This is a genomic window from Stenotrophomonas sp. AG209 (assembly GCF_003550055.1).
Taxonomy (GTDB): Bacteria; Pseudomonadota; Gammaproteobacteria; order Xanthomonadales; family Xanthomonadaceae; genus Stenotrophomonas.
In genome coordinates this window covers 412,425-430,048 of record NZ_QXDB01000001.1, presented here as the reverse complement: position 1 = coordinate 430,048, position 17,624 = coordinate 412,425, and the positions used below count along the sequence as shown (strand labels likewise).

Genomic DNA, 17,624 nt, shown 5'->3' with positions numbered 1-17,624 from the left:
CTCCTCGGGGAAATCGGAGTCGAGCATGGCTCGACTCTACAGGTGAGGCATGTCTGGCGCGGAGGCCGCCCGGCTCAGAAATCCATCGTGGCCGACAACAACACCGTCCTCGGCGCACCCAATGCGAGGCTCGACAACAACGGCATGCCCCAGTACGCCTTGTTGGTCACGTTGTTCACGCTGGCGCGCAGCGCAAGCGGCCGCCCGGCCATCGTGGTGTTGTAGCGCGCACCCACATCAAACAACGTACGCCCCGGCACCGACAGGCGATTGTCGGCACTGATGTACTGCTTTGACATCGCGGTGGCATTGCCGGTCAGGGTCAAGCCCTCCAGCGCCGGCACATCCCATTCCACACCCAGCTTCGCCTGCCGCTGCGCAACGGCAGTAGCAATACGGCCTTCATTCACGCCACCGGCGGTGCGGGTCAGCTTCGGTTGCACGTAGGCCAAACCGCCGAGCAGGCGCACGCCATCCAGTGGCGAGCCGAAGAAGCCCCATTCCACGCCACGGTTACGCTGCTCGCCACCGAACGAGAAGATATTCGTGACCGGATCGGTGTAACTGCTCGGGCGCTTGATCTCGTACACGCTGAAGGTATGCGCGAACCTGCCCAGGTCCAGCTTCAGGCCCAGCTCCTTCTGCTTGGTACGGAACGGTGCGAACACATCGCCGGCATTGGCGGCGGTCATCGGCGCGGTGGTGCCCTGGCTGAGGCCTTCGATGTAATTGGTGTAGACCGAGATCGTGTCGGTGGCCTTCACCAGCAGGGCCGCTGCCGGGGTGGTGGCGCTCTCGTCATAGCGCGAGGTGCTCGCACCGCTGGCCACGTTGAAGGTCTCGCTGACCACCTGCTGGCGGCGCACGCCCAGCGTCAGCTGCACGCGGTCATCGGCGAAGGACAACGTGTCGGCGAAGCCGATGCTGTCCAGCCGCAACTCGGTGTGCGAGATATGCGGTGCAACGAACGGCGCGGCAGGGCCCCACACCGGGTTGTACAGGTTGGTGGTCCAGTCCCAGCCCGGCACGCTGCGGCGGCCGTAGTCGTTCTGGGTGTGCTGGTAGTGGGTCACGTTGGCGGCCCATTGATGGCCGACGCTGCCGGTACGGAAGCTGCCGCGCAGCCCGGCATCACCGGATTGCTTCGTGATGTCGAACGCCAGCTGGCCCATCACCGTAGTGAAATCACCGGCCGGGTTGAGGACCTGCGCACTGATCGAGCCGTTGTAGCGGTAGTCGGTCTTGCTGGTGCCATAGGCCAGGTAGGCCATCAGGTGTTCGTTGATGTCCAGCTCAGCACGCAGCATCGCGCCCTTGTCCTGGCTGTCCACGTAGGCCCAGTCCGGGTTGATCAGGGTGTCGCCACGCGGTGGCCGCGGAATCGCCACGCCCGGTGCCAGGCCGACACCACGGGCGGGGCCATCGACGCGGTCGTCGGCGCTGTACAGATCAGCGGAGAGGCGGGCGCGCTCGCCGCGCCAGTCCAGCGCCAGCGAACCCAGTTGCACCTTCTTGCTCTGCTTGCCGACCGCACCGTCGCCATCACGGTACGCGCCGTTGAAGCGAATGCCGAACTGCTGGTCGGCGCCCAGGCGACGACCCACATCCACATGGGTGCCGAACTGCGCATCGGAGGCGAAGTTGGCGCTGACCCGCAGCAATGGCTGGTCACCCGCACGCTTGGGTACCAGGTTGATGCTGCCACCGACCGAGCCGCCCGGTGGCATGCCGTTGAGCAGTGCGGACGGGCCCTTCAAGACCTCGATGCGCTCGAACATTTCCGGCGAGGTGCGGTAGTACGGCGCCATGCCGCTGAGGCCATTGAAGGTGGTGTCGCTGGTGTTGGAGGCGAATCCGCGGATCGCGTAGTTTTCGCTCCAGGAACCGGTGACGCCGTTGCTGAACACCGTGGGGTCGGTGGCGGCGATGACGTCGGTGAGGTCCTTGGCCTGGCGGTCGCGGATGAAGGCTTCGGTGTAGCTGACCGTACTGAACGGCGTATCCATGAAGTCTTTGTCGCCGAGCAGGCCAACCCGGCCACCCGAGGCCACCTGGCCGCCGGCGTAGTCGCCGGTCACCCGGCGCTGTTCCTGCACCTGCACCGAGGGCAGGGTGGACGGCGCGGAGTCGGCCAGCGCAGCGAACGAGGCCAGCAGCCCCAGCGCCAGAGCCGAAACCCGATAACGCCGAGCCATCGGCGGATGCATCTGCACGCGGCTCGCGGCGGCCGCTGCGGGCTGCAGCGGAGAGGAAAAGTGGTACACGGTCATGCCAGGTTCCTGTGAATCGCAGGTGCGAACGCGCCTGGCGCGCTGCCGACGGCAAGCACGGGGGAGGGCGCAGCGCAGGGTTGTCGGCTGGGTGGGGACCTGGCGGGAAGTGAGCCATGGGCTCGATTGCGGACGGCGGCGGGGTTGCGAACCAGGCGCATTCCGAATTAGTTGATTAAATTAAACTAAACCATATGAAGCGGACAAGAGGGTCCCTTTGCTGGCACCCTCGCTACGGTATGAACACGCACCCTGAAACCCCGGCGTCGGCCCGTGGCCGTCCGCCCACCATCACCCCCGATCGCCTGGCCGACATCGGCATCAAGCTGGGCCTGCCGAACCTGACCATGGCCAACGTGGCCGCCGAACTGGCGGTGACCCAGGCCGCGCTCTACAAGCGCGTGGCCAACCTGGAGGCCTTGAAGCGGCTGGTGGCCGATACGGTGTTCCAGCGCTGGCAGATTCCGCGCGCCTCGGCCGATGCGCCGGGTGGGCTGCAGGCGTACCTGCTGGGGTTCGTCGATTCGCTGTGCGAGGTGGTGAAAGCGCACCCCGGGCTGCCGCCGTACCTGCTGCGCCGTTCGGTGGCGACCACGCCGATGCTGGACAAGATCGCCTCGCACCAGGCCCATGTGGCCGATGTGTTCGGCCTGCCGCTGGACAAGGCACGCTGGCTGCTGGCCACGATCGCGTTCTACTGCATTGCCGGTGCGGATACGGTCTACGGGATTGCCGACGACGAAGAGGGCCAGGTGATCACCGAGTTCAAGCAGGGCATGCGTGCGCTGGTGATCGGTTCGCTGGAGGTGTTGGAACTTCGGTAGATCCACGCCATGCGTGGATGCCGTTGCACGGTTCGCCACGGCGCCATCCACGCGTGGCGTGGATCTACAATGCGGCCATGCCTGCCACGCCCACCCTCGATGATCTGCGCCGCCATGCGGTGGCGCGCACGCTGTTCAAGCCCACCACGCTGCTGACTGCGATCCGGCGCCTGGGCTTCGTGCAGGCCGACCCGATCCGCGCACCGGCACGCGCGCAGGACCTGACCCTGCGCCACCGGGTAAAGGACTACCGCGCCGGTGACCTGGAGCGGCGCTATACGCGCCTGCCGGTGGAAGAGGATTGCCTGGTGAACTACGGCTTCCTGCCGCGCGAGCATCTGGCGTTGATGCATCCGCGCGTGTCCAGGCGCGCATGGGATGCCGAGACCCAGCGCCGAGCGGAGGACGTGCTGGCCTTCGTGCGCGAGCGCGGAAGCGTGCACCCGCGTGAGGTTGAACAGGCGTTCGCGCATGGGCGGGTGACCAACTACTGGGGCGGCACCAGCAATGCCAGCACGCACCTGCTGGACGGCATGCATTACCGCGGCCTGCTGCGCGTGCAGCGGCGCGACAGCGGCACCCGCATCTACGCGGTGGCCGACCACGCGGAGGCGGATGCCAGCGAACAGGCGCAGATCGAACGCGCCGCCGCCTTGATCGATCTGGTGGTGCGCAAGTACGCGCCACTGCCATCGGCCAGCCTGACCTACCTGGTGCGCCTGCTGGGCTACGGCGCACCGCATCTGGCCGAGCAGACCCGGCAGGCCTTGAAGCTGGCCAAGCAACAGCTGGCCAGCTGCACGCTGGACGGCACCACCTGGTACTGGCCGGCGGACGAGAACCCGCGCTCGCGCCGGTATGCACCGGACGAACAGGTGCGCCTGCTGGCGCCGTTCGACCCGGTGGTGTGGGACCGCCGACGTTTCGAGCTGCTGTGGGGCTGGATCTACAAGTTCGAGGCCTACACGCCTGCGCCGAAGCGCCAGTACGGCTACTACGCGTTGCCGGTGCTGTGGCACGACCAGGTGGTGGGCTGGGCCAATCTCAGCGTACGCGACGGTGAACTGGCGTCCAGCGTGGGCTATGCCGGCAAGTCACTGGCCCGCGACAAGGTGTTTCGTGGCGCGCTTGAAGACGAACTGCAGCGCATGGCGGAGTTCCTGTAGCGCCGAGCCATGCTCGGCTGTTCGAGGCAACGTTCATCGCGCCCGGTAGTCGCCAACCTTGGTTGGCGGCCTTGATGCATCGGCGCCCACCAAGGTGGGCATCTACCGGTCAAGTGGCGTCCTTGCGCTCAGCATCTTCGATGCAGGGGCTGACGCGGCGGCCGATGTCCGTCCGCGAGGTGACCGCCAATCCTGGTTGGCACCGTTGCCCCGGTAGTCGCCAACCTTGGTTGGCGCCGTGGTGCATCGGTGCCCACCAAGGTGGGCATCTACCGATCAAGCGGCTTCCTTGTGCTCCGCATCTTCCATGCCCGGGCCGACGCGGCGGCCGATGTCCTTCAACCGCGCCAGCTGATCCACCATCGACGGTGCATCATCCAAGCTGCCGACGAACGTCCACAGGTAGGTCATCACCGCGTACACATGGCCCGGGGTCACCCCGTCGGTGGTGGCGAGACGGCCGATGGTCAGTGCGAACAGCACCGCTGCCGCTGCACCAACGACCACGAAGGCACCGGCTTCGCGATCGGAGAGCAGGATGCGCAGCCGCGACAGCGTGGTGTAGTGGCGACGCAGCACCGAGGGACTGACCCGGTCGACCAGGCGGATCTCATGCTCCAACCGATTGTTCAGGCGTCCATGCAGCTGCTCGTTGCGGCGTGCGAACGACGGCAGCAGCAACAGCGCGCCCAACAACGCGACGAGGCTTGCGGCGCCCACCAGCGGTTCGATCGCCAGCAGCATCGCCGCCGCACCGAACATCGATACCAGCGCGGTGGCGATGATCGGCACGTGCTTTTCGAAGAAGTCGACGAATTCACGGGCCAGCACAACGCGCGCGGCCGAGGTGGAGGTGGCCTGGCCCAGCCTGCGCTGCGCCTGCACCACGTTCACCGCCAGGTCGGCATAGATGCGGGTGAAGGTACGGGTATCGACCGCACGGCGGGCAGCACCGACCAGCCAGAACAGCAGGACCACACCGGCGTAGGAGATGGCGTGGCCGATGTTGCCGCGGATGATCGCGTCCACCGCGAAGCCGGCAAACAGCGGATACGCCAGCAGCAGCGCGTTCTCCAGCGCCACCAGCGAGAAGGTGCCGGTGAGCTGCCAGGGGTAGGTGTGCAGGATGGCCTTGAGGGTGGCGGCCGCATTCTGCTGGCCGATGCTGCCGGCGGCGGCCGCTGGATTGTGGGGGTGTTTCATGGGATGTCAGGGTGGGTCGGGGACAGGGCAGGGGACGGATGCCTGCCATCTCCCGGGTCGCGCCCAGTATCTGCAGCCCTTTGGAGCGGGCGTGGAGGATCGATGGAGATTGCGTGGAGAAGCCGGCGGCGTTCAGCCACGCGCGTGGTGCCCACCAAGGTGGGCCGCTACCGGAGCAACGTCTTCCGCAATGCTGCGTCCTTAACGACGCGCATGCACCGGCCAGCGGATCTCGAACGAACTGCCACCCCGTTCGGTGGCCCGGCATAGCGCCGTTCCGTGATGGGCCACGGCAATCGCGCGCACCACGGCCAGGCCCAGCCCGGAGCCACCGCTCTGCCGCGAACGCGAGACATCGGTGCGCTGGAACGCTTCGAAAATGCTGTCACGCAGTTCGTCCGGCACGCCGGGGCCACCATCCTCCACAGCCACCGTGCAATGGCCCTGGCCCAGCGTGACGCGCACCCGCAGCGGACAGGGAATGGCATGGCGGCGCGCGTTCTCCAGCAGCGCCAGCACCGCCTGGCGGATGCGCGCCGGATCGCAGTCGGCCAGCGAAGGCCGTGCGTCCAAGGTTACCGAGAAGCCACTCTCGGTCAGCGCCTCGGACATCGCTTCGACCACCGCAGCCACCTGCACGCTGACATCGCTGCGCTGCAGGCGCAGGTCCAGGTGACCGCTCTCGGCCAGGCTGACCACGCGCAGGTCCTCGATGATGCGGGTGAGGCCCTCCAGCTGGGTGAGCATGCTGTTGAACTGCTCGGGGCCAGGCTCGAACACGCCTTCGGCGATGCCCTGCAGGCGGCCGCGCAGGATGGTCATCGGCGTGCGCAGTTCGTGCGCGATCGCCGCGTTCCAGAACACCCGGTTCTCCGACATGCGGCTGAGCCGCTCTGCCATGGAATTGAAATCGCTGACCAGCGTGGCCGCTTCGACCATCGTGGTGTCACCGCCGCGCGCGCGCGCCTCCAGATCGCCGCTGGCGACCCGGCGCAGGCTTTCGGCCACCGAGTTCAACGGCGTGATGATGCGCCGGGTCAGGCGCGAGGCGACCAGCGTGGCGAAGATGACCACCACGGTGGCGGTCAAGCCGATCCACAGCCACTCCAGCCCCGAGGGCATGATGGTTTCCGGCTGGTCATACCAGCGCGGGTAGAACACTTCCATCAGGTAGTAGAACAGGTAGAAGCCGCTGATCGACAGCACCGTCGAACACAACGAGGCCACCGTGATGGACAGCGTGATCTGGCGTCCGATGCTCTTGCCTTTGGGGTTCATCATTCAGTCCAGGAAACGGTAGCCAACGCCGCGAATGGTGGCGGGAATGCCGATGACGCCCACATCCTCCAGCTTGCGCCGCAGTTTGCTGACATGGCTGTCGACGGTGCGTTCCTGCGCATCGCCTTCGGGCAGGCAGGCGTGCAGCAGATCCACCCGCGCATGCACCTGCCGCGGCGCGCGTGCCATATGCACCAGCAGCCGGAACTCGGTGAGGGTGAAGTTCAGCGCATGCACCTGCTCGCCGTTGCGCACCGTTACCTCGTGGCTGCGCAGGTCGATCTCGAACGGCCCCTGGCGGATCAGCCCATTGGGCTCTTCGACCACGGTGCGGGAACTCCGGCGCAACACGGCCTGGATGCGGGCGACGATCTCGGCAGGATTGAACGGCTTGGCCACGTAGTCGTCGGCGCCCACGCGCAGGCCGGTCAGCTTGTCCACGTCCTGGTCGAGCGCGGTGAGCATGATCACCGGGGTGTTGCCGCGCCGGCGCAGTTCGCTCAGCACCTGCCAGCCATCCAGCTTGGGCATCTGCACATCCAGCAGCACCAGGTCCGGACGCAGTTGGCGGTGGCTGGCGAGCGCCGCCTCGCCGTCGGCGGCGCGTGCGCTGCGCAGGCCGGAACGGGCCAGGTAGGCGCCGAGGATGTCGGCGATTTCACCCTCATCTTCGGCAATCAGCACCAAGGGGGCCGGTCGGGTACGGAGATCGTGTTTCATTGCGTGCTGCGGGTTCGAGGCCAGGGCGGGCAGGGGCGGGATCAGGGGCAGGGTCATCGTCGGTATTCCATTTCCTGCGTTTCTTCATTGGCAGCCCAGGCCAGGGTGGCCAGCACCAGCGTGCGCTGCAGGCTGGGCTCCATTGCACCTGCGCCGCGCAGCTGCTGCAGCATCAGCGGGGACACCGACGGCGACAGCTTGCTCCAGCGCGAGGCCATGGGAGTGGCGTCCACCCGGGCCTGCAGCCGCGCGGCCATGCCCACGATGGTGCGCAGGCGCACTGCCAGCAGGGCGGCGACCACGGCGGTGGCAAGGGCAAGCAGCAGATGCAGGGTGACGTTGGCCGCCGGGTGCGCTGTCGCCCAGACCGCCAGGCCGATCAGGGCCAGCGCTGCGAGGGATCCGGCGCGGCGGGTGCGGCCGGGCCCATCACTGCGGAACCCCACCAGCGCGGCGGCCCCGAAGCCGGCCAGCAATGGCAGTACCGGATACGGCGCGACCCACATCCATGTGCTGGTCGATGCCAGCACCAGTGCGATCAACCACGGCGAAGGCGCACACCACGCCAGGTAGGCACGGCGCACGTCGATGGGTGGCAGGTCTGGGTATGAAAGGGACACGGCAGGCTGGCAGTCGGCGAGGCCGACGAGGCTAGCGACCGTTGATGGAGACTCGGTCGAGATTGTGTCGAGATTGCGTGGATGCGAGCTATCGCGTTCAGGCGCGGGGCTGATGCCTGAACGGCCGCTACGCCTCCATGAAATCTCCACGGTGGCTCCAAGAAACGTCCATCGGTGGCTTCCAGACTGCGGTTTCGGTGGTCGCGCTGGGCGACTGCACCCAACCGGGCGTTTCGATGAGCAACCGCAGGACCTGGATCATTGCCGCCGCCGTGGCCACGCTGGCCGCCGGCGCTGGATGGTGGGCGTTTGCCGGCGGCGATGATGCCGCGCTGATCACCGCGCCGGCAAGGGTGGCGGATCTGGAGAAGACCGTACAGGCAGTCGGCCGGGTCCATCCGAAGGAGCTGGTGGCGGTGGGTGCGCAGGTGTCCGGCCAGGTCAAGCGCCTGCATGTGGTGCTGGGCCAGCGCGTGCAGGCCGGCGATCTGATCGCCGAGGTCGATTCGCAGCCGCAGCGTATCGCGCTGCGCAGCGCCGAGGCGGCCACCAACACGCTGCGTGCCCAGCATGCCGCCAGCCAGGCCCGCTATGCGCAGGCCAGTCGTGCTTACCAGCGCCAGTCGCAGCTGGTGGCATCGCGCCTGGTGTCTCAGGAAGGATTCGAAGCCGCGCGCGTGGCACGCGATGCGGCGCTTTCGGAGGTGGCCGCGCTGCAGGCGCAGATCGACCAGGCGGTGACCCAGGTCGAAACCGCACGGATCAACCTGGGCTATACCCGCATTGTGTCGCCCAGCGATGGCTACATCGTGGCCATCGTCACCAAGGCCGGGCAGACGCTGAACTCGATGCAGACCACGCCAACCATCGTGATGCTGGCACAGATGGACACGATGACCGTGCGTGCCGAGATCGCCGAGGCCGATGTCGAGCTGGTAGCGCCGGGACAGGCGCTGTGGTTCTCGACATTGGGGCCGAGCGGCCGTCGCTATGAATCCCATCTGCAGCAGCTGGAGCCTGCGCCATCCTCGATTGCCGACGTCGCCTCCGGCAATGCGGGCGGCTCTGCGCAGACGCCGAAGGCGGTGTACTACGCCGGCCTGTTCGATGTGGCCAATCCTGGCCTGAAGCTGAAGCCTTCGATGACGGTGAAAGTGACCCTGCAGCTGGCGCGGGTCGCCAACGCGCTGCAGGTGCCTTTGACGGCAGTGGCCGGGCCGGATGACAAGGACGGCAACCGCGGCACCGTGCGTGTGGTTGATGCCAAGGGCCGCCCCCAGGAACGTGCGGTGACGACCGGCCTGCGCACCGCCACCGCCGTGCAGATCCTGTCCGGCCTGCGTGAGGGTGAGAACGTGGTGGTCGGCCAGGCACCCAGCGGTGCTGAGCCGGAAGCCGCCAGCCTGTTGGGGATGTGAGCATGGCCGACGCACTGCTTGAACTGCATGGCGTATCGCGCGCCTATCGCTCGGCCGCCGGCGAGGTGGTGGTGCTGAAGGACGTTTCGCTGCGCATCGATGCCGGCGAGTTCATCGCCATCATTGGTCCCTCGGGCTCGGGCAAGTCCACGCTGATGAACATCCTTGGCTGCCTGGACCGGCCGACCGAGGGCAGCTATCGGGTGAACGGCGAGGCCACCGAGCAGATGGCGCCCGACGCGCTGGCACGCCTGCGCCGCGAGCATTTCGGTTTCATCTTCCAGCGCTACAACCTGATGGAGAACCTGAGTGCCACCGAGAACGTGGCGCTGCCGGCGGTCTATGCGGGCGTGGACGCAGAGACGCGTAATGCGCGCGCACGCACACTGCTGGAAACGCTGGGGCTGGGCGAACGCATGGCGAACCGGCCGAGCCAACTGTCCGGCGGCCAGCAGCAGCGCGTGTCTATTGCCCGTTCGCTGATGAACGGCGGCGCGATCGTGTTGGCCGATGAACCGACCGGCGCGCTGGACCACGCCAGTGGTCAGCAGGTGATGGCCGAGCTGAAGCGCCTGCACACGCAAGGCCACACGGTGATCCTGGTGACGCACGACGCAGCGATCGCCGCCAACGCGGCGCGGGTGATCGAGATCGCCGACGGCCGGGTGGTGGCCGACCGCGGCGACCGGGGCCCGCGTGCTGCGGCTGAAACACCCGAGCCCGAACGGGGCGGTTCGCCGGTCACCGAGCGCCGTGCACGCATGGACGCCGTCCGCGAAGCCGCGCGCATGGCCGTGCGCTCGATGCTGGCCCATCGCCTGCGTACGCTGCTGACCATGCTCGGCATCATCATCGGCGTAGCAGCGGTGGTGACCGTGGTTGCGCTGGGCAAGGGCGCACAGGCGCAGGTCGAATCACAGATCAACGAACTGGGCGCCAGCACGCTGGAAATTTTCCCGGGCGCCGATTTCGGTGACCCGCGTTCGGCGGAGATCGAGACACTGGTGGTGGGCGATGCGGACCATCTTGCGGCGTTGAGTTACGTGGACAGCGTGAGCCCGAACCTGAGCGGATCGGTGGCGGCGCTGCAGGGCAACCGGCGTGCCAACACCCAGGTGCTGGGCGTAGGGGCCGACATGCCGCGCGTGCGTGGGCTGCGGCTGAAGGCCGGCCGCTTCTTCACCGACGCCGAAGTCGATGCGCACCGCGCGGTGGGCGTAGTCGACCAGAAGGCCGCCAAAGCGCTGTTCAGCGGCAGCCCGATCGGCAGCACGGTGCTGCTGGGTGGCATGCCGGTGGAGGTGATCGGTGTGGTCGGGGCCAATGCGTTCGCGGGTGGTGCAACCCCGACGGTCTACGTGCCGTACACCTCGGCGGCCTCGCGGCTGCTGGGCAGCCAGCGGCTGGAGAGCATCACCGTGCGCGTACGCGACAACGTGCCCACCAATGCCGCCGAGGCCTCGCTGGGCACCGAGCTGGAGCGCCTGCATGGCCGCCGCGATTTCTTCATCTACAACGCCGACCAGATCCGCAAGGCGGTGATGAAGTCCAGCCAGACCATGGCCGCGCTGGTTTCGGCCATCGCAGCAGTTGCGCTGGTGGTCGGCGGGGTGGGGGTGATGAACATCATGCTGGTCTCGGTGAAGGAGCGCGTGCGCGAGATCGGCGTGCGGCTGGCGGTGGGCGCGCGGCAGGGCGACATCCTGCGCCAGTTCCTGATCGAGGCCGTACTGATCTGCCTGTTCGGTGGCGTGCTGGGCGTGCTGTTCGCATTCGGGGTGGGTGCACTGTCCAGCCTGCTGTCGCTGGGTGTGCCGTTCCTGTTCACCGCGGGCCCGGTGCTGGCCGCACTGGCGTGCTCTTCGGCCATCGGGCTGGGCTTTGGCTACTTCCCGGCACGCAGCGCGGCGCAGCTGGATCCGATCCAGGCGCTTGCGGCGGAATGAACGTGTCAGCGTGGCGGGAAGGCGATGACGATGTCGTTCAGCGGCAATTGGTTGCCGCGCGGCACGAGCACGCCGGGTTTCCAGGCCTCCCCTTGGCCGAACAGCTGCGCCTCGCTTTCAGGCCCGAAATCGTCGAAGGCCTGGAAGACGTACGGAATGCCCTCGGATCCTTCAAATGTGGCCTTGTTGGAGAGCTGGAAGTGCAGGTGGGGCGCGGCGGAGTTGCCCGACTGGCCGAGCTGGGCCAACGCCTGTCCGCGCTGGACCCGTTGCCCGGGCGCTACCTTGATGCTGCCGGTGCGCAGATGGGCGTAGCTGGCAAAGACGCCTGGCGAAATTTCCAGGACAACGTAGTTGCCGAACAGGCCATCCGCTGTCAGTGAGACGGGTTCCGGCTGCGCGGTCAGCGGCGGGTGTTCGGGTTGCCCATCACGGACCGCGCGCACGAGGCCGTCGGCGACGGCCAGCACGGGCGCCGCATAACCCACCCAGTCCGAATGGCGGGTGTGCTGCAGATCGCGGGTCGTTGGGCGCACGGCACGCCCACGGTCGTCGACGCCGACCAGATCGAGCGCGAAGCGCTGCGGAATGGTCAGATCACCATTCACCGCCACCAGGCTGCCCCAGTGGTGCGACTGCGCCGCGCCAGGCCCTTCGTGGGCGAGCCATCGGCCGCCGTGCAGGGGCGGACCGAGCGCCATCACCGGCGCCGCGTTGATCGCAACCCGGGCGCCATCCAGTTCCACGCTGCCTTGCTGCCCGGTGCCCAGCAGCATGCGGTGGCGAAGGACGTGCGGCACGTTATCGGTGGCCGGCAGTGACAGCCACAGGAACACCACCATGCGCTTTCCCGCAGCAATGGAGATGGCGTCATCCTCTGAAGGCGACGGCCGTACCCAATGGCGCAGGGCAGGGGCATCCAGGCTCAGCAAAGGCGTCTCGGCATCGTCGCCGAACACCTGCAGCGATTGCGGCTGCAGCGCCCCGGTGTCGCCGTAGTAGTTGGTGATGTGCAGCTCGTAGGCCAGATGGCGCAGGCCGTCGCTGCCAACGAAGGGAGTCGGTGCGAAGGGCACCCGTGCTTCGACCGGCGCAGGCGCAGGCGTTGGCAACGCGGGGGAAGGAAGCAGCAACAGCAGCAGAGCCAGGCAGACGCTGCGGGTCATGCGTGTTCCCCCAAGGCCGACGGTGGCCGCTGCCGAGCATAACGCTACGCCGGGGGCGCCGGTACACCGGCGGGCGCGTCAGGGCTCCGGACGGGGATGCTGGCGCACGCGTGCGCGCTCGCGATACAGGCGGCTGTCGGCACGCTGCAGGGTATCGGCCACCGATTCGCCCGGGGTGTGGTGGGTCGAACCGAGCGAGAACGGCGTGGGTGACTGCCCCGCCTGCTGCACATACCACTGCTCCAGTGCGGCCAGTCGTCCCGGTTCCGGCGCGGTCAGCACCACCATGAATTCGTCGCCGCCCATGCGCACCACGTTCTCCGCCGCACCCAGCGGCGCACGCAGGAAGGCGGCAAACTCGACCAGTACCGTGTCACCCCGCGCATGGCCCTGGGTGTCGTTGATCTGCTTGAAATGATCCAGATCGAACATCAGGCAGGCCCAGGGCTGGTCGATCAGTTCGTCCAGGCGTGGCAGGAAGCGGCGGTTGTAGCTCTGGGTGAGCGGATCCTTGAAGGACATCTCGCGCAGTTGCTGTTCCTGCATCCGCAGCGCCGTCACGTCCTGCGCATGGCCCAGCACGTATGGGAGATTGGCCTCGCTGTCGAGCACGTTGTGATAGGCCCAGAAATGCCGGGTACCATCGGCGGCGATCAGCTCGATGACGCCGGCATCGGTGTGGTTGACCGCGATGCGTCCCAGATACGCCTTGAAGGCGGCCCGTTTCTCCGGCGGCATCAGGTCGCACAGGCTGCGCCCGATCATGTAGCTCTCATCGAAGCCCAGTGACTGCACGGCCGCCGGGTTCACCGAGGTCAGCACGCCATCCAGCGTATGCGTGCAGATCAGGCCAAGGCTGTAGTGGAACAGCCGCCGGTAGCGGGTTTCGCTGGCCTCCAGGGCATCCAGCGCGGCACGTTCCTCGGTGATGTCCTGGATGGCGCCGACCAGCCGCGGCCGGCCATTGACCTGCTGCCGGCCTCCAACCACGCGGGTCCAGATGGCGCGGCCATCGGCGGTGGTCATCGGCAACTGCACCTCCCACGACGTGCCTTCATCGATGCAGCGCTGCACGGCCGTGCGGATGATGTTGCGGCTGTCCTCGCGATAGAACGAGAGCGCGGTGTCGAGCGTCGGTTCGAAGTTGCTGCGCACGCCATGGATCTGCTTGGTTTCGCGGGTCCAGCGCACTTCGTTGCTGGCCAGGTCCATTTCCCAGCCGCCCACCCGCGCCGCACGGTTGGTGCGTTCCAGGAAGTCCTCGCTGCGCTTCAGTTCACGATGGAGGGCTTTGGCCTGGCCGACCTGCGCCATCAGCGTGCTGCGCTGCTCCAGTACCTGGGTGGTGACCCGCGCCAGATGCACCATCAGTTCGCGCTGCGAGGGAGACAGCACGCCCGGCATCGGGTCAAGCAGGCACAGCGTTCCTATGCGCGCGCCGTGCGCCGAGCCGAGCGAGATGCCGGCGTAGTGACGGATGCGCGGGCCACCGGTGACCAGCGGATTGGTGGCGAATCGCGGGTCCTGGCGCGCGTCCGGGATCTCGAACAGCGCGTCCTGCTGGATGGCATGCGTACAGAACGAAATCTCGCGTGCGGTTTCGCTGACGCCTTCCAGCCCGATGTTGGCCTTGAACCACTGCCGCTCGTCGGCCACCACCGAGATCAGGCCCATGGTCATGCCGGTGGCGGTGCGGGCGGCGGCGACGATCGCATCAAAAACGGGCTCTGGCGGGGTGTCGAGCAGATGCAGGCGGTCGAGTTCAAGCAGTCGTTCGGCTTCGTCCATGGCGCTTTTCAGGGCAGGGTGGCGAGGGCGGCTTCGGCGGCTGTCGGGCACTACGCTAGTGCGTACCGCGTTATGTATCGCCACGACGGGGTGACGCCGACGTGACGCATCCCGGTCAGGGTTTGCGGGGCACGCGCGAAGGGCGTACCGAAACGTGACGGTGGTCGCGAACATGCCAGCGCCAGGGAAAGTCCACCGCACGGGTGATGCCGATACGGGGCCCGACCACCGGATCCCTGGGGGGAGGCACGCCATCGCTGGCAATGACGATGCCCTGGCTGCCGGTCACCAGGTCTGCGCCATCGAAGCTGCGGTCCAGCCCGAAGGCCTGCGAGAGCTTGCCGGGGCCGCTGGCCAGATCATGGTCACGTCGGGCTGCCGGGCGCAGTGCGCGCATTCGTTCCAGCCCCTCCAACGGCTCGGCGGCGCGCAGCAGGACGGCCACGCCTTCACCGATGTGGCCGCAGACCACGTTGCTGCCCCAGTGCATGCCGTAGGTGAAGTAGACATACAGATGGCCGGCCTCACCGAACATGCTGGCGGTGCGTGGTGTCTGCCCGCGATAGGAGTGCGCGGCCGGATCGATGCTGCCGGCATAGGCCTCGACCTCGACGATGCGGGCCGCGCGACCATCGTTGCGTACCAGCAGCTTGTTGAGCAGCTCGGGCGCAACGTCGGTAGAAGGGCGCTGGTAGAAGCGGCGCGGAAGAATCTGCAGTGAAGCGGGCAACCAGTCCGGCACGGTAGTGGCAGCCTCAGGTGAAAGAGAGTGGCACTGTGGCATCGGTCAGGTGAAACGGGCGCAGACGCAGCATCATTCCGGCGCAGGCGGCGCGGCCAGTGCCGCTCGCCGCGCGGCATAGACTTCGGGCGTCTGCGGTTTGATGAACAGTGCGACCAGTTCCGGATACTCCCGCTTTACCGCCGTTTCGATGCGGGTGATGCAGGCTTCAATCTGCGGGGTCTGCCGATCGTCCTCGAACTCTGCGCTGAGCATGGCCACGACCTGTTCCGGCCCCATCTGCATGGTGGTCACGCCGTTCGCGCGACGCAGGTCCGGATCGGTTTCGGCCACCGCCATGATCCGCTCGGCCACCGCGGGGTGGGCAGGCTCTCCGACCAGCAGGCCCTTGGTCTCACGCGCCAGAAGGAAGGCCGTTGCGGCCAGCACGCCGGCGATGCACAGTGACGCAACGCCATCAAGCACCGGCATTTCCAGCAACTGGGCGGCCAGCAGCCCGATCAGCGCGAAGCCCAGGCCCAGAAGGGCGGCACTGTCCTCCAGCAACACGGTGAAGGTGGACGGGTCCTTGCTGCGGCGGAAGGCTTCGAAGTAGCCGAGTTTGCCCTTGGTACGCCGGAATTCCCGCAGCGCCACCCACCAGGAAGCACCCTCGAACAGGATGGAAATGCCTAGCACGCTGTAGCTCAGCGCGTGGTTGCTGGCCGGTTCCGGCCGGCGGATGTGCTGGATGCCCTCGTAGGCCGAAACACCGGCACCGGCCGCGAACACCAGCAGGGCGACGATGAAGCTCCAGAAGTACAGCTCGCGGCCATAGCCGAAGGGATGTACCGGGTCAGGGGCCTTGCCTGCACGGCGCAGGCCGTACAGCAGCAGTACCTCATTGAGAGTGTCGACCAGTGAATGCACGCCCTCGCTGAGCATGGCCGAGCTGCCGGAGATGCCGGCTGCGATGAATTTGGCCACGGCGATGGCCAGATTGCCCGCAAGGGCTGCATAGATGACGAGGCGGGAGCCGGTGGGGGCGGACATTTCGGCGGCGGGGTGAGGCGGACGCCTGATCTTCCCGATCAGCGCGTGCCCACTGCGTGCACGGTGCGATCAGCGCCCCTTGAAATTGAGATACAAGCGCGCGCCATCCGATTCACGGTACCCCGTCCAGCGTCCACCTCCCGAGGCACGGAAGCGCCCGAATACGGTGTTGCTGGTATCGGTAAGCAGCAGCTGGTTGCCCGACAGCACCCAGCGGTTGGCCGAGAAGAAGCCGTCCGGGCAGCCGGCAGGCACGTAGGCACTGTAACCGCCGAACCACGCCATGTTCTTCAGTTCGATGGTGCAGGTGCTGCCGTTCTCCTGGCCCAGTGTCCAGCTGCCGAACAGATCGCTGTCGCGTACATCGCGGTCATCGCGCCAGTCGTGGTTGTTGTCACGGAAGCCGAAGCCCACGTCGATACCTTTGCTTTCGCTGCGCGACTCGGATTGCGAGCTGTCACTGGTGGTGGTCTGCGTGGTCATCGAGCCGCTGTTCTGGATCTCGGTGCTGCTCGATTGGGTGGTCTGGTCGGTGCGGGTGGTCTGCTGGCCGAAGCCGAACGAGGCGTCCTGGGCGAGGGCGGGCAGGGCCAGGCAGCACAGCGCGAGCAGGCAGGTACGGGCGAGCACGGCGGCCATTGCAGCATCCTCGGCAGGTTGGATCGCGCGAGTATCGAACCGGTAGGGCGGGAGGCGGTGTGATGGCGCGCCTCAACGCCCCTCAATCAGCCATCACCCGCCCAATGGCATCGGCCAGCAGGGCGCGTACCCGTTCCGGCGGAAGGTCCGGGTCGCGTACCGCACGCATCGCCAGGCCTTCCACCAGCAGCCGCAGCAGCAGGGTCCGGCCGGCAATCTGCTCTTCGTCCACGATCCGGCCCTGATCGACATCACGCTGGCGCAGCCAGGCATGGATCGCGGCACTGGTCTGCTTGTCATGGGTGCGCAGCACCCCCGCCAGCACCGGGTCGCGATGCGCCTCGGCGTTGATCTCCGCATACAGCGCCACGCTGGCAATGGCATTGCCATGGATCGGCAGCACCTCGCCGCGTGCCCATTGCTGGTAGCACTCCAGCAGCCCATCAACCAGATCGGACGCCGCCGGCATTTCGCTGATCGAGGCCTGGTCATGGCGCAGCTGCCGCTCGATCAGGGCCAGGATCAGGGCGCGCTTGTTGGCGAAATAGCGGTACATCAGCCCCTGGCTGATCTCGGCCTCGGCAGCGATATCGCCGATCGAACCGGCATGGAAACCACGGGTGATGAAGCACTTCTGGGCGGCGTCGAGGATGCGCCGGCGCTGGGCTTCGGCATGGGCGGCGGCGGGGGCGTCAGCGGGTGCGGCTACGGCGGTTTTCGGCGTCATTGCGTCAGGTCGGGGCGTCCAGAGGCGGGATAGTACGTCACAAAAGGTGTGAATGAACGGTCATTCATTTGTAATTCCCGCCTCC

The 17,624-nt window shown here is 67.1% G+C and carries 15 protein-coding genes; 4 read left to right on the top strand and 11 right to left on the bottom strand.

Annotation, left to right across the window (positions count from 1 at the left end; all coding sequences use genetic code 11):
• Positions 1 to 74: 74 nt before the first annotated feature.
• Entirely contained in the window at positions 75 to 2,270 is a 2,196-nt protein-coding gene (locus tag DFO63_RS01985) for a TonB-dependent siderophore receptor (protein WP_119006323.1), read from the bottom strand.
• A gap of 239 nt (positions 2,271 to 2,509) precedes the next feature.
• Here DFO63_RS01985 and DFO63_RS01980 point away from each other — a divergent pair, with 239 nt between their 5' ends.
• Both DFO63_RS01980 and DFO63_RS01975 read left to right on the top strand, forming a co-directional pair.
• The gene (locus tag DFO63_RS01980) at positions 2,510 to 3,094 is read left to right on the top strand and encodes a TetR/AcrR family transcriptional regulator (protein WP_119006322.1); all 585 of its coding nucleotides are present in this window, start codon (positions 2,510 to 2,512) and stop codon (positions 3,092 to 3,094) included.
• Positions 3,095 to 3,171: 77 nt separating this feature from the next.
• A complete protein-coding gene (locus tag DFO63_RS01975) occupies positions 3,172 to 4,260 on the top strand; it encodes a crosslink repair DNA glycosylase YcaQ family protein (RefSeq protein WP_049445509.1) in 1,089 nt (362 codons plus the stop codon).
• A 276-nt stretch (positions 4,261 to 4,536) separates the two neighbouring features.
• Here the strand turns inward: DFO63_RS01975 and DFO63_RS01970 are convergent, their stop codons facing one another.
• From DFO63_RS01970 to DFO63_RS01955, 4 genes are all read right to left on the bottom strand, one after another.
• The gene (locus DFO63_RS01970) at positions 4,537 to 5,463 is read right to left on the bottom strand and encodes an ABC transporter six-transmembrane domain-containing protein (RefSeq protein ID WP_119006321.1); all 927 of its coding nucleotides are present in this window, start codon (positions 5,461 to 5,463) and stop codon (positions 4,537 to 4,539) included.
• A 201-nt stretch (positions 5,464 to 5,664) separates the two neighbouring features.
• On the bottom strand, positions 5,665 to 6,741 hold the full coding sequence (locus tag DFO63_RS01965) for an ATP-binding protein (RefSeq protein WP_119006972.1): 1,077 nt from the start codon (positions 6,739 to 6,741) through the stop codon (positions 5,665 to 5,667).
• A 3-nt stretch (positions 6,742 to 6,744) separates the two neighbouring features.
• A complete protein-coding gene (locus DFO63_RS01960) occupies positions 6,745 to 7,461 on the bottom strand; it encodes a response regulator (RefSeq protein ID WP_119006971.1) in 717 nt (238 codons plus the stop codon).
• A 53-nt stretch (positions 7,462 to 7,514) separates the two neighbouring features.
• Complete coding sequence (locus tag DFO63_RS01955) at positions 7,515 to 8,081, bottom strand: hypothetical protein (RefSeq protein ID WP_233490765.1); 567 nt, start codon at positions 8,079 to 8,081, stop codon at positions 7,515 to 7,517.
• Between the two features lie 236 nt (positions 8,082 to 8,317).
• On the opposite strand from DFO63_RS01955, the gene DFO63_RS01950 reads away from it, so the two are divergent.
• Together DFO63_RS01950 and DFO63_RS01945 are read left to right on the top strand one after the other, a co-directional pair.
• Positions 8,318 to 9,499: an efflux RND transporter periplasmic adaptor subunit gene (locus tag DFO63_RS01950; protein ID WP_101765540.1), complete on the top strand. Its 1,182-nt coding sequence runs from the start codon at positions 8,318 to 8,320 to the stop codon at positions 9,497 to 9,499.
• A gap of 2 nt (positions 9,500 to 9,501) precedes the next feature.
• Complete coding sequence (locus DFO63_RS01945) at positions 9,502 to 11,445, top strand: MacB family efflux pump subunit (RefSeq protein WP_101765539.1); 1,944 nt, start codon at positions 9,502 to 9,504, stop codon at positions 11,443 to 11,445.
• A 5-nt stretch (positions 11,446 to 11,450) separates the two neighbouring features.
• Here the strand turns inward: DFO63_RS01945 and DFO63_RS01940 are convergent, their stop codons facing one another.
• The 6 genes from DFO63_RS01940 to DFO63_RS01915 form a co-directional block, all read right to left on the bottom strand.
• Positions 11,451 to 12,611, bottom strand: a complete 1,161-nt coding sequence (locus tag DFO63_RS01940; RefSeq protein ID WP_119006320.1) for a M23 family metallopeptidase — start codon at positions 12,609 to 12,611, stop codon at positions 11,451 to 11,453.
• Between the two features lie 78 nt (positions 12,612 to 12,689).
• Entirely contained in the window at positions 12,690 to 14,399 is a 1,710-nt protein-coding gene (locus DFO63_RS01935) for a PAS domain S-box protein (RefSeq protein WP_119006319.1), read from the bottom strand.
• 115 nt (positions 14,400 to 14,514) lie between these two features.
• Positions 14,515 to 15,141, bottom strand: a complete 627-nt coding sequence (locus DFO63_RS01930; protein ID WP_119006318.1) for a DNA-3-methyladenine glycosylase — start codon at positions 15,139 to 15,141, stop codon at positions 14,515 to 14,517.
• Between the two features lie 72 nt (positions 15,142 to 15,213).
• Positions 15,214 to 16,173 carry a cation diffusion facilitator family transporter gene (locus DFO63_RS01925; RefSeq protein WP_119006317.1) on the bottom strand — a complete coding sequence of 320 codons (960 nt, stop codon included), beginning with the start codon at positions 16,171 to 16,173 and terminating at the stop codon, positions 15,214 to 15,216.
• Between the two features lie 69 nt (positions 16,174 to 16,242).
• Positions 16,243 to 16,812, bottom strand: coding sequence for an AprI/Inh family metalloprotease inhibitor (locus DFO63_RS01920; protein WP_119006316.1), 570 nt, complete (start codon positions 16,810 to 16,812; stop codon positions 16,243 to 16,245).
• Between the two features lie 82 nt (positions 16,813 to 16,894).
• The gene (locus tag DFO63_RS01915) at positions 16,895 to 17,539 is read right to left on the bottom strand and encodes a TetR/AcrR family transcriptional regulator (protein ID WP_119006315.1); all 645 of its coding nucleotides are present in this window, start codon (positions 17,537 to 17,539) and stop codon (positions 16,895 to 16,897) included.
• Positions 17,540 to 17,624: the final 85 nt, after the last annotated feature.

Excerpts from the sequence above, each read along its gene's own strand:
- DFO63_RS01985 (WP_119006323.1), bottom strand. The coding sequence starts at position 2,270 with ATGACCGTGTACCACTTTTCCTCTCCGCTGCAGCCCGCAGCGGCCGCC.
- DFO63_RS01980 (WP_119006322.1), top strand. The coding sequence starts at position 2,510 with ATGAACACGCACCCTGAAACCCCGGCGTCGGCCCGTGGCCGTCCGCCC.
- DFO63_RS01975 (WP_049445509.1), top strand. The coding sequence starts at position 3,172 with ATGCCTGCCACGCCCACCCTCGATGATCTGCGCCGCCATGCGGTGGCG.
- DFO63_RS01970 (WP_119006321.1), bottom strand. The coding sequence starts at position 5,463 with ATGAAACACCCCCACAATCCAGCGGCCGCCGCCGGCAGCATCGGCCAG.
- DFO63_RS01965 (WP_119006972.1), bottom strand. The coding sequence starts at position 6,741 with ATGAACCCCAAAGGCAAGAGCATCGGACGCCAGATCACGCTGTCCATC.
- DFO63_RS01960 (WP_119006971.1), bottom strand. The coding sequence starts at position 7,461 with ATGAAACACGATCTCCGTACCCGACCGGCCCCCTTGGTGCTGATTGCC.
- DFO63_RS01950 (WP_101765540.1), top strand. The coding sequence starts at position 8,318 with ATGAGCAACCGCAGGACCTGGATCATTGCCGCCGCCGTGGCCACGCTG.
- DFO63_RS01945 (WP_101765539.1), top strand. The coding sequence starts at position 9,502 with ATGGCCGACGCACTGCTTGAACTGCATGGCGTATCGCGCGCCTATCGC.
- DFO63_RS01940 (WP_119006320.1), bottom strand. The coding sequence starts at position 12,611 with ATGACCCGCAGCGTCTGCCTGGCTCTGCTGCTGTTGCTGCTTCCTTCC.
- DFO63_RS01935 (WP_119006319.1), bottom strand. The coding sequence starts at position 14,399 with ATGGACGAAGCCGAACGACTGCTTGAACTCGACCGCCTGCATCTGCTC.
- DFO63_RS01925 (WP_119006317.1), bottom strand. The coding sequence starts at position 16,173 with ATGTCCGCCCCCACCGGCTCCCGCCTCGTCATCTATGCAGCCCTTGCG.
- DFO63_RS01920 (WP_119006316.1), bottom strand. The coding sequence starts at position 16,812 with ATGGCCGCCGTGCTCGCCCGTACCTGCCTGCTCGCGCTGTGCTGCCTG.
- DFO63_RS01915 (WP_119006315.1), bottom strand. The coding sequence starts at position 17,539 with ATGACGCCGAAAACCGCCGTAGCCGCACCCGCTGACGCCCCCGCCGCC.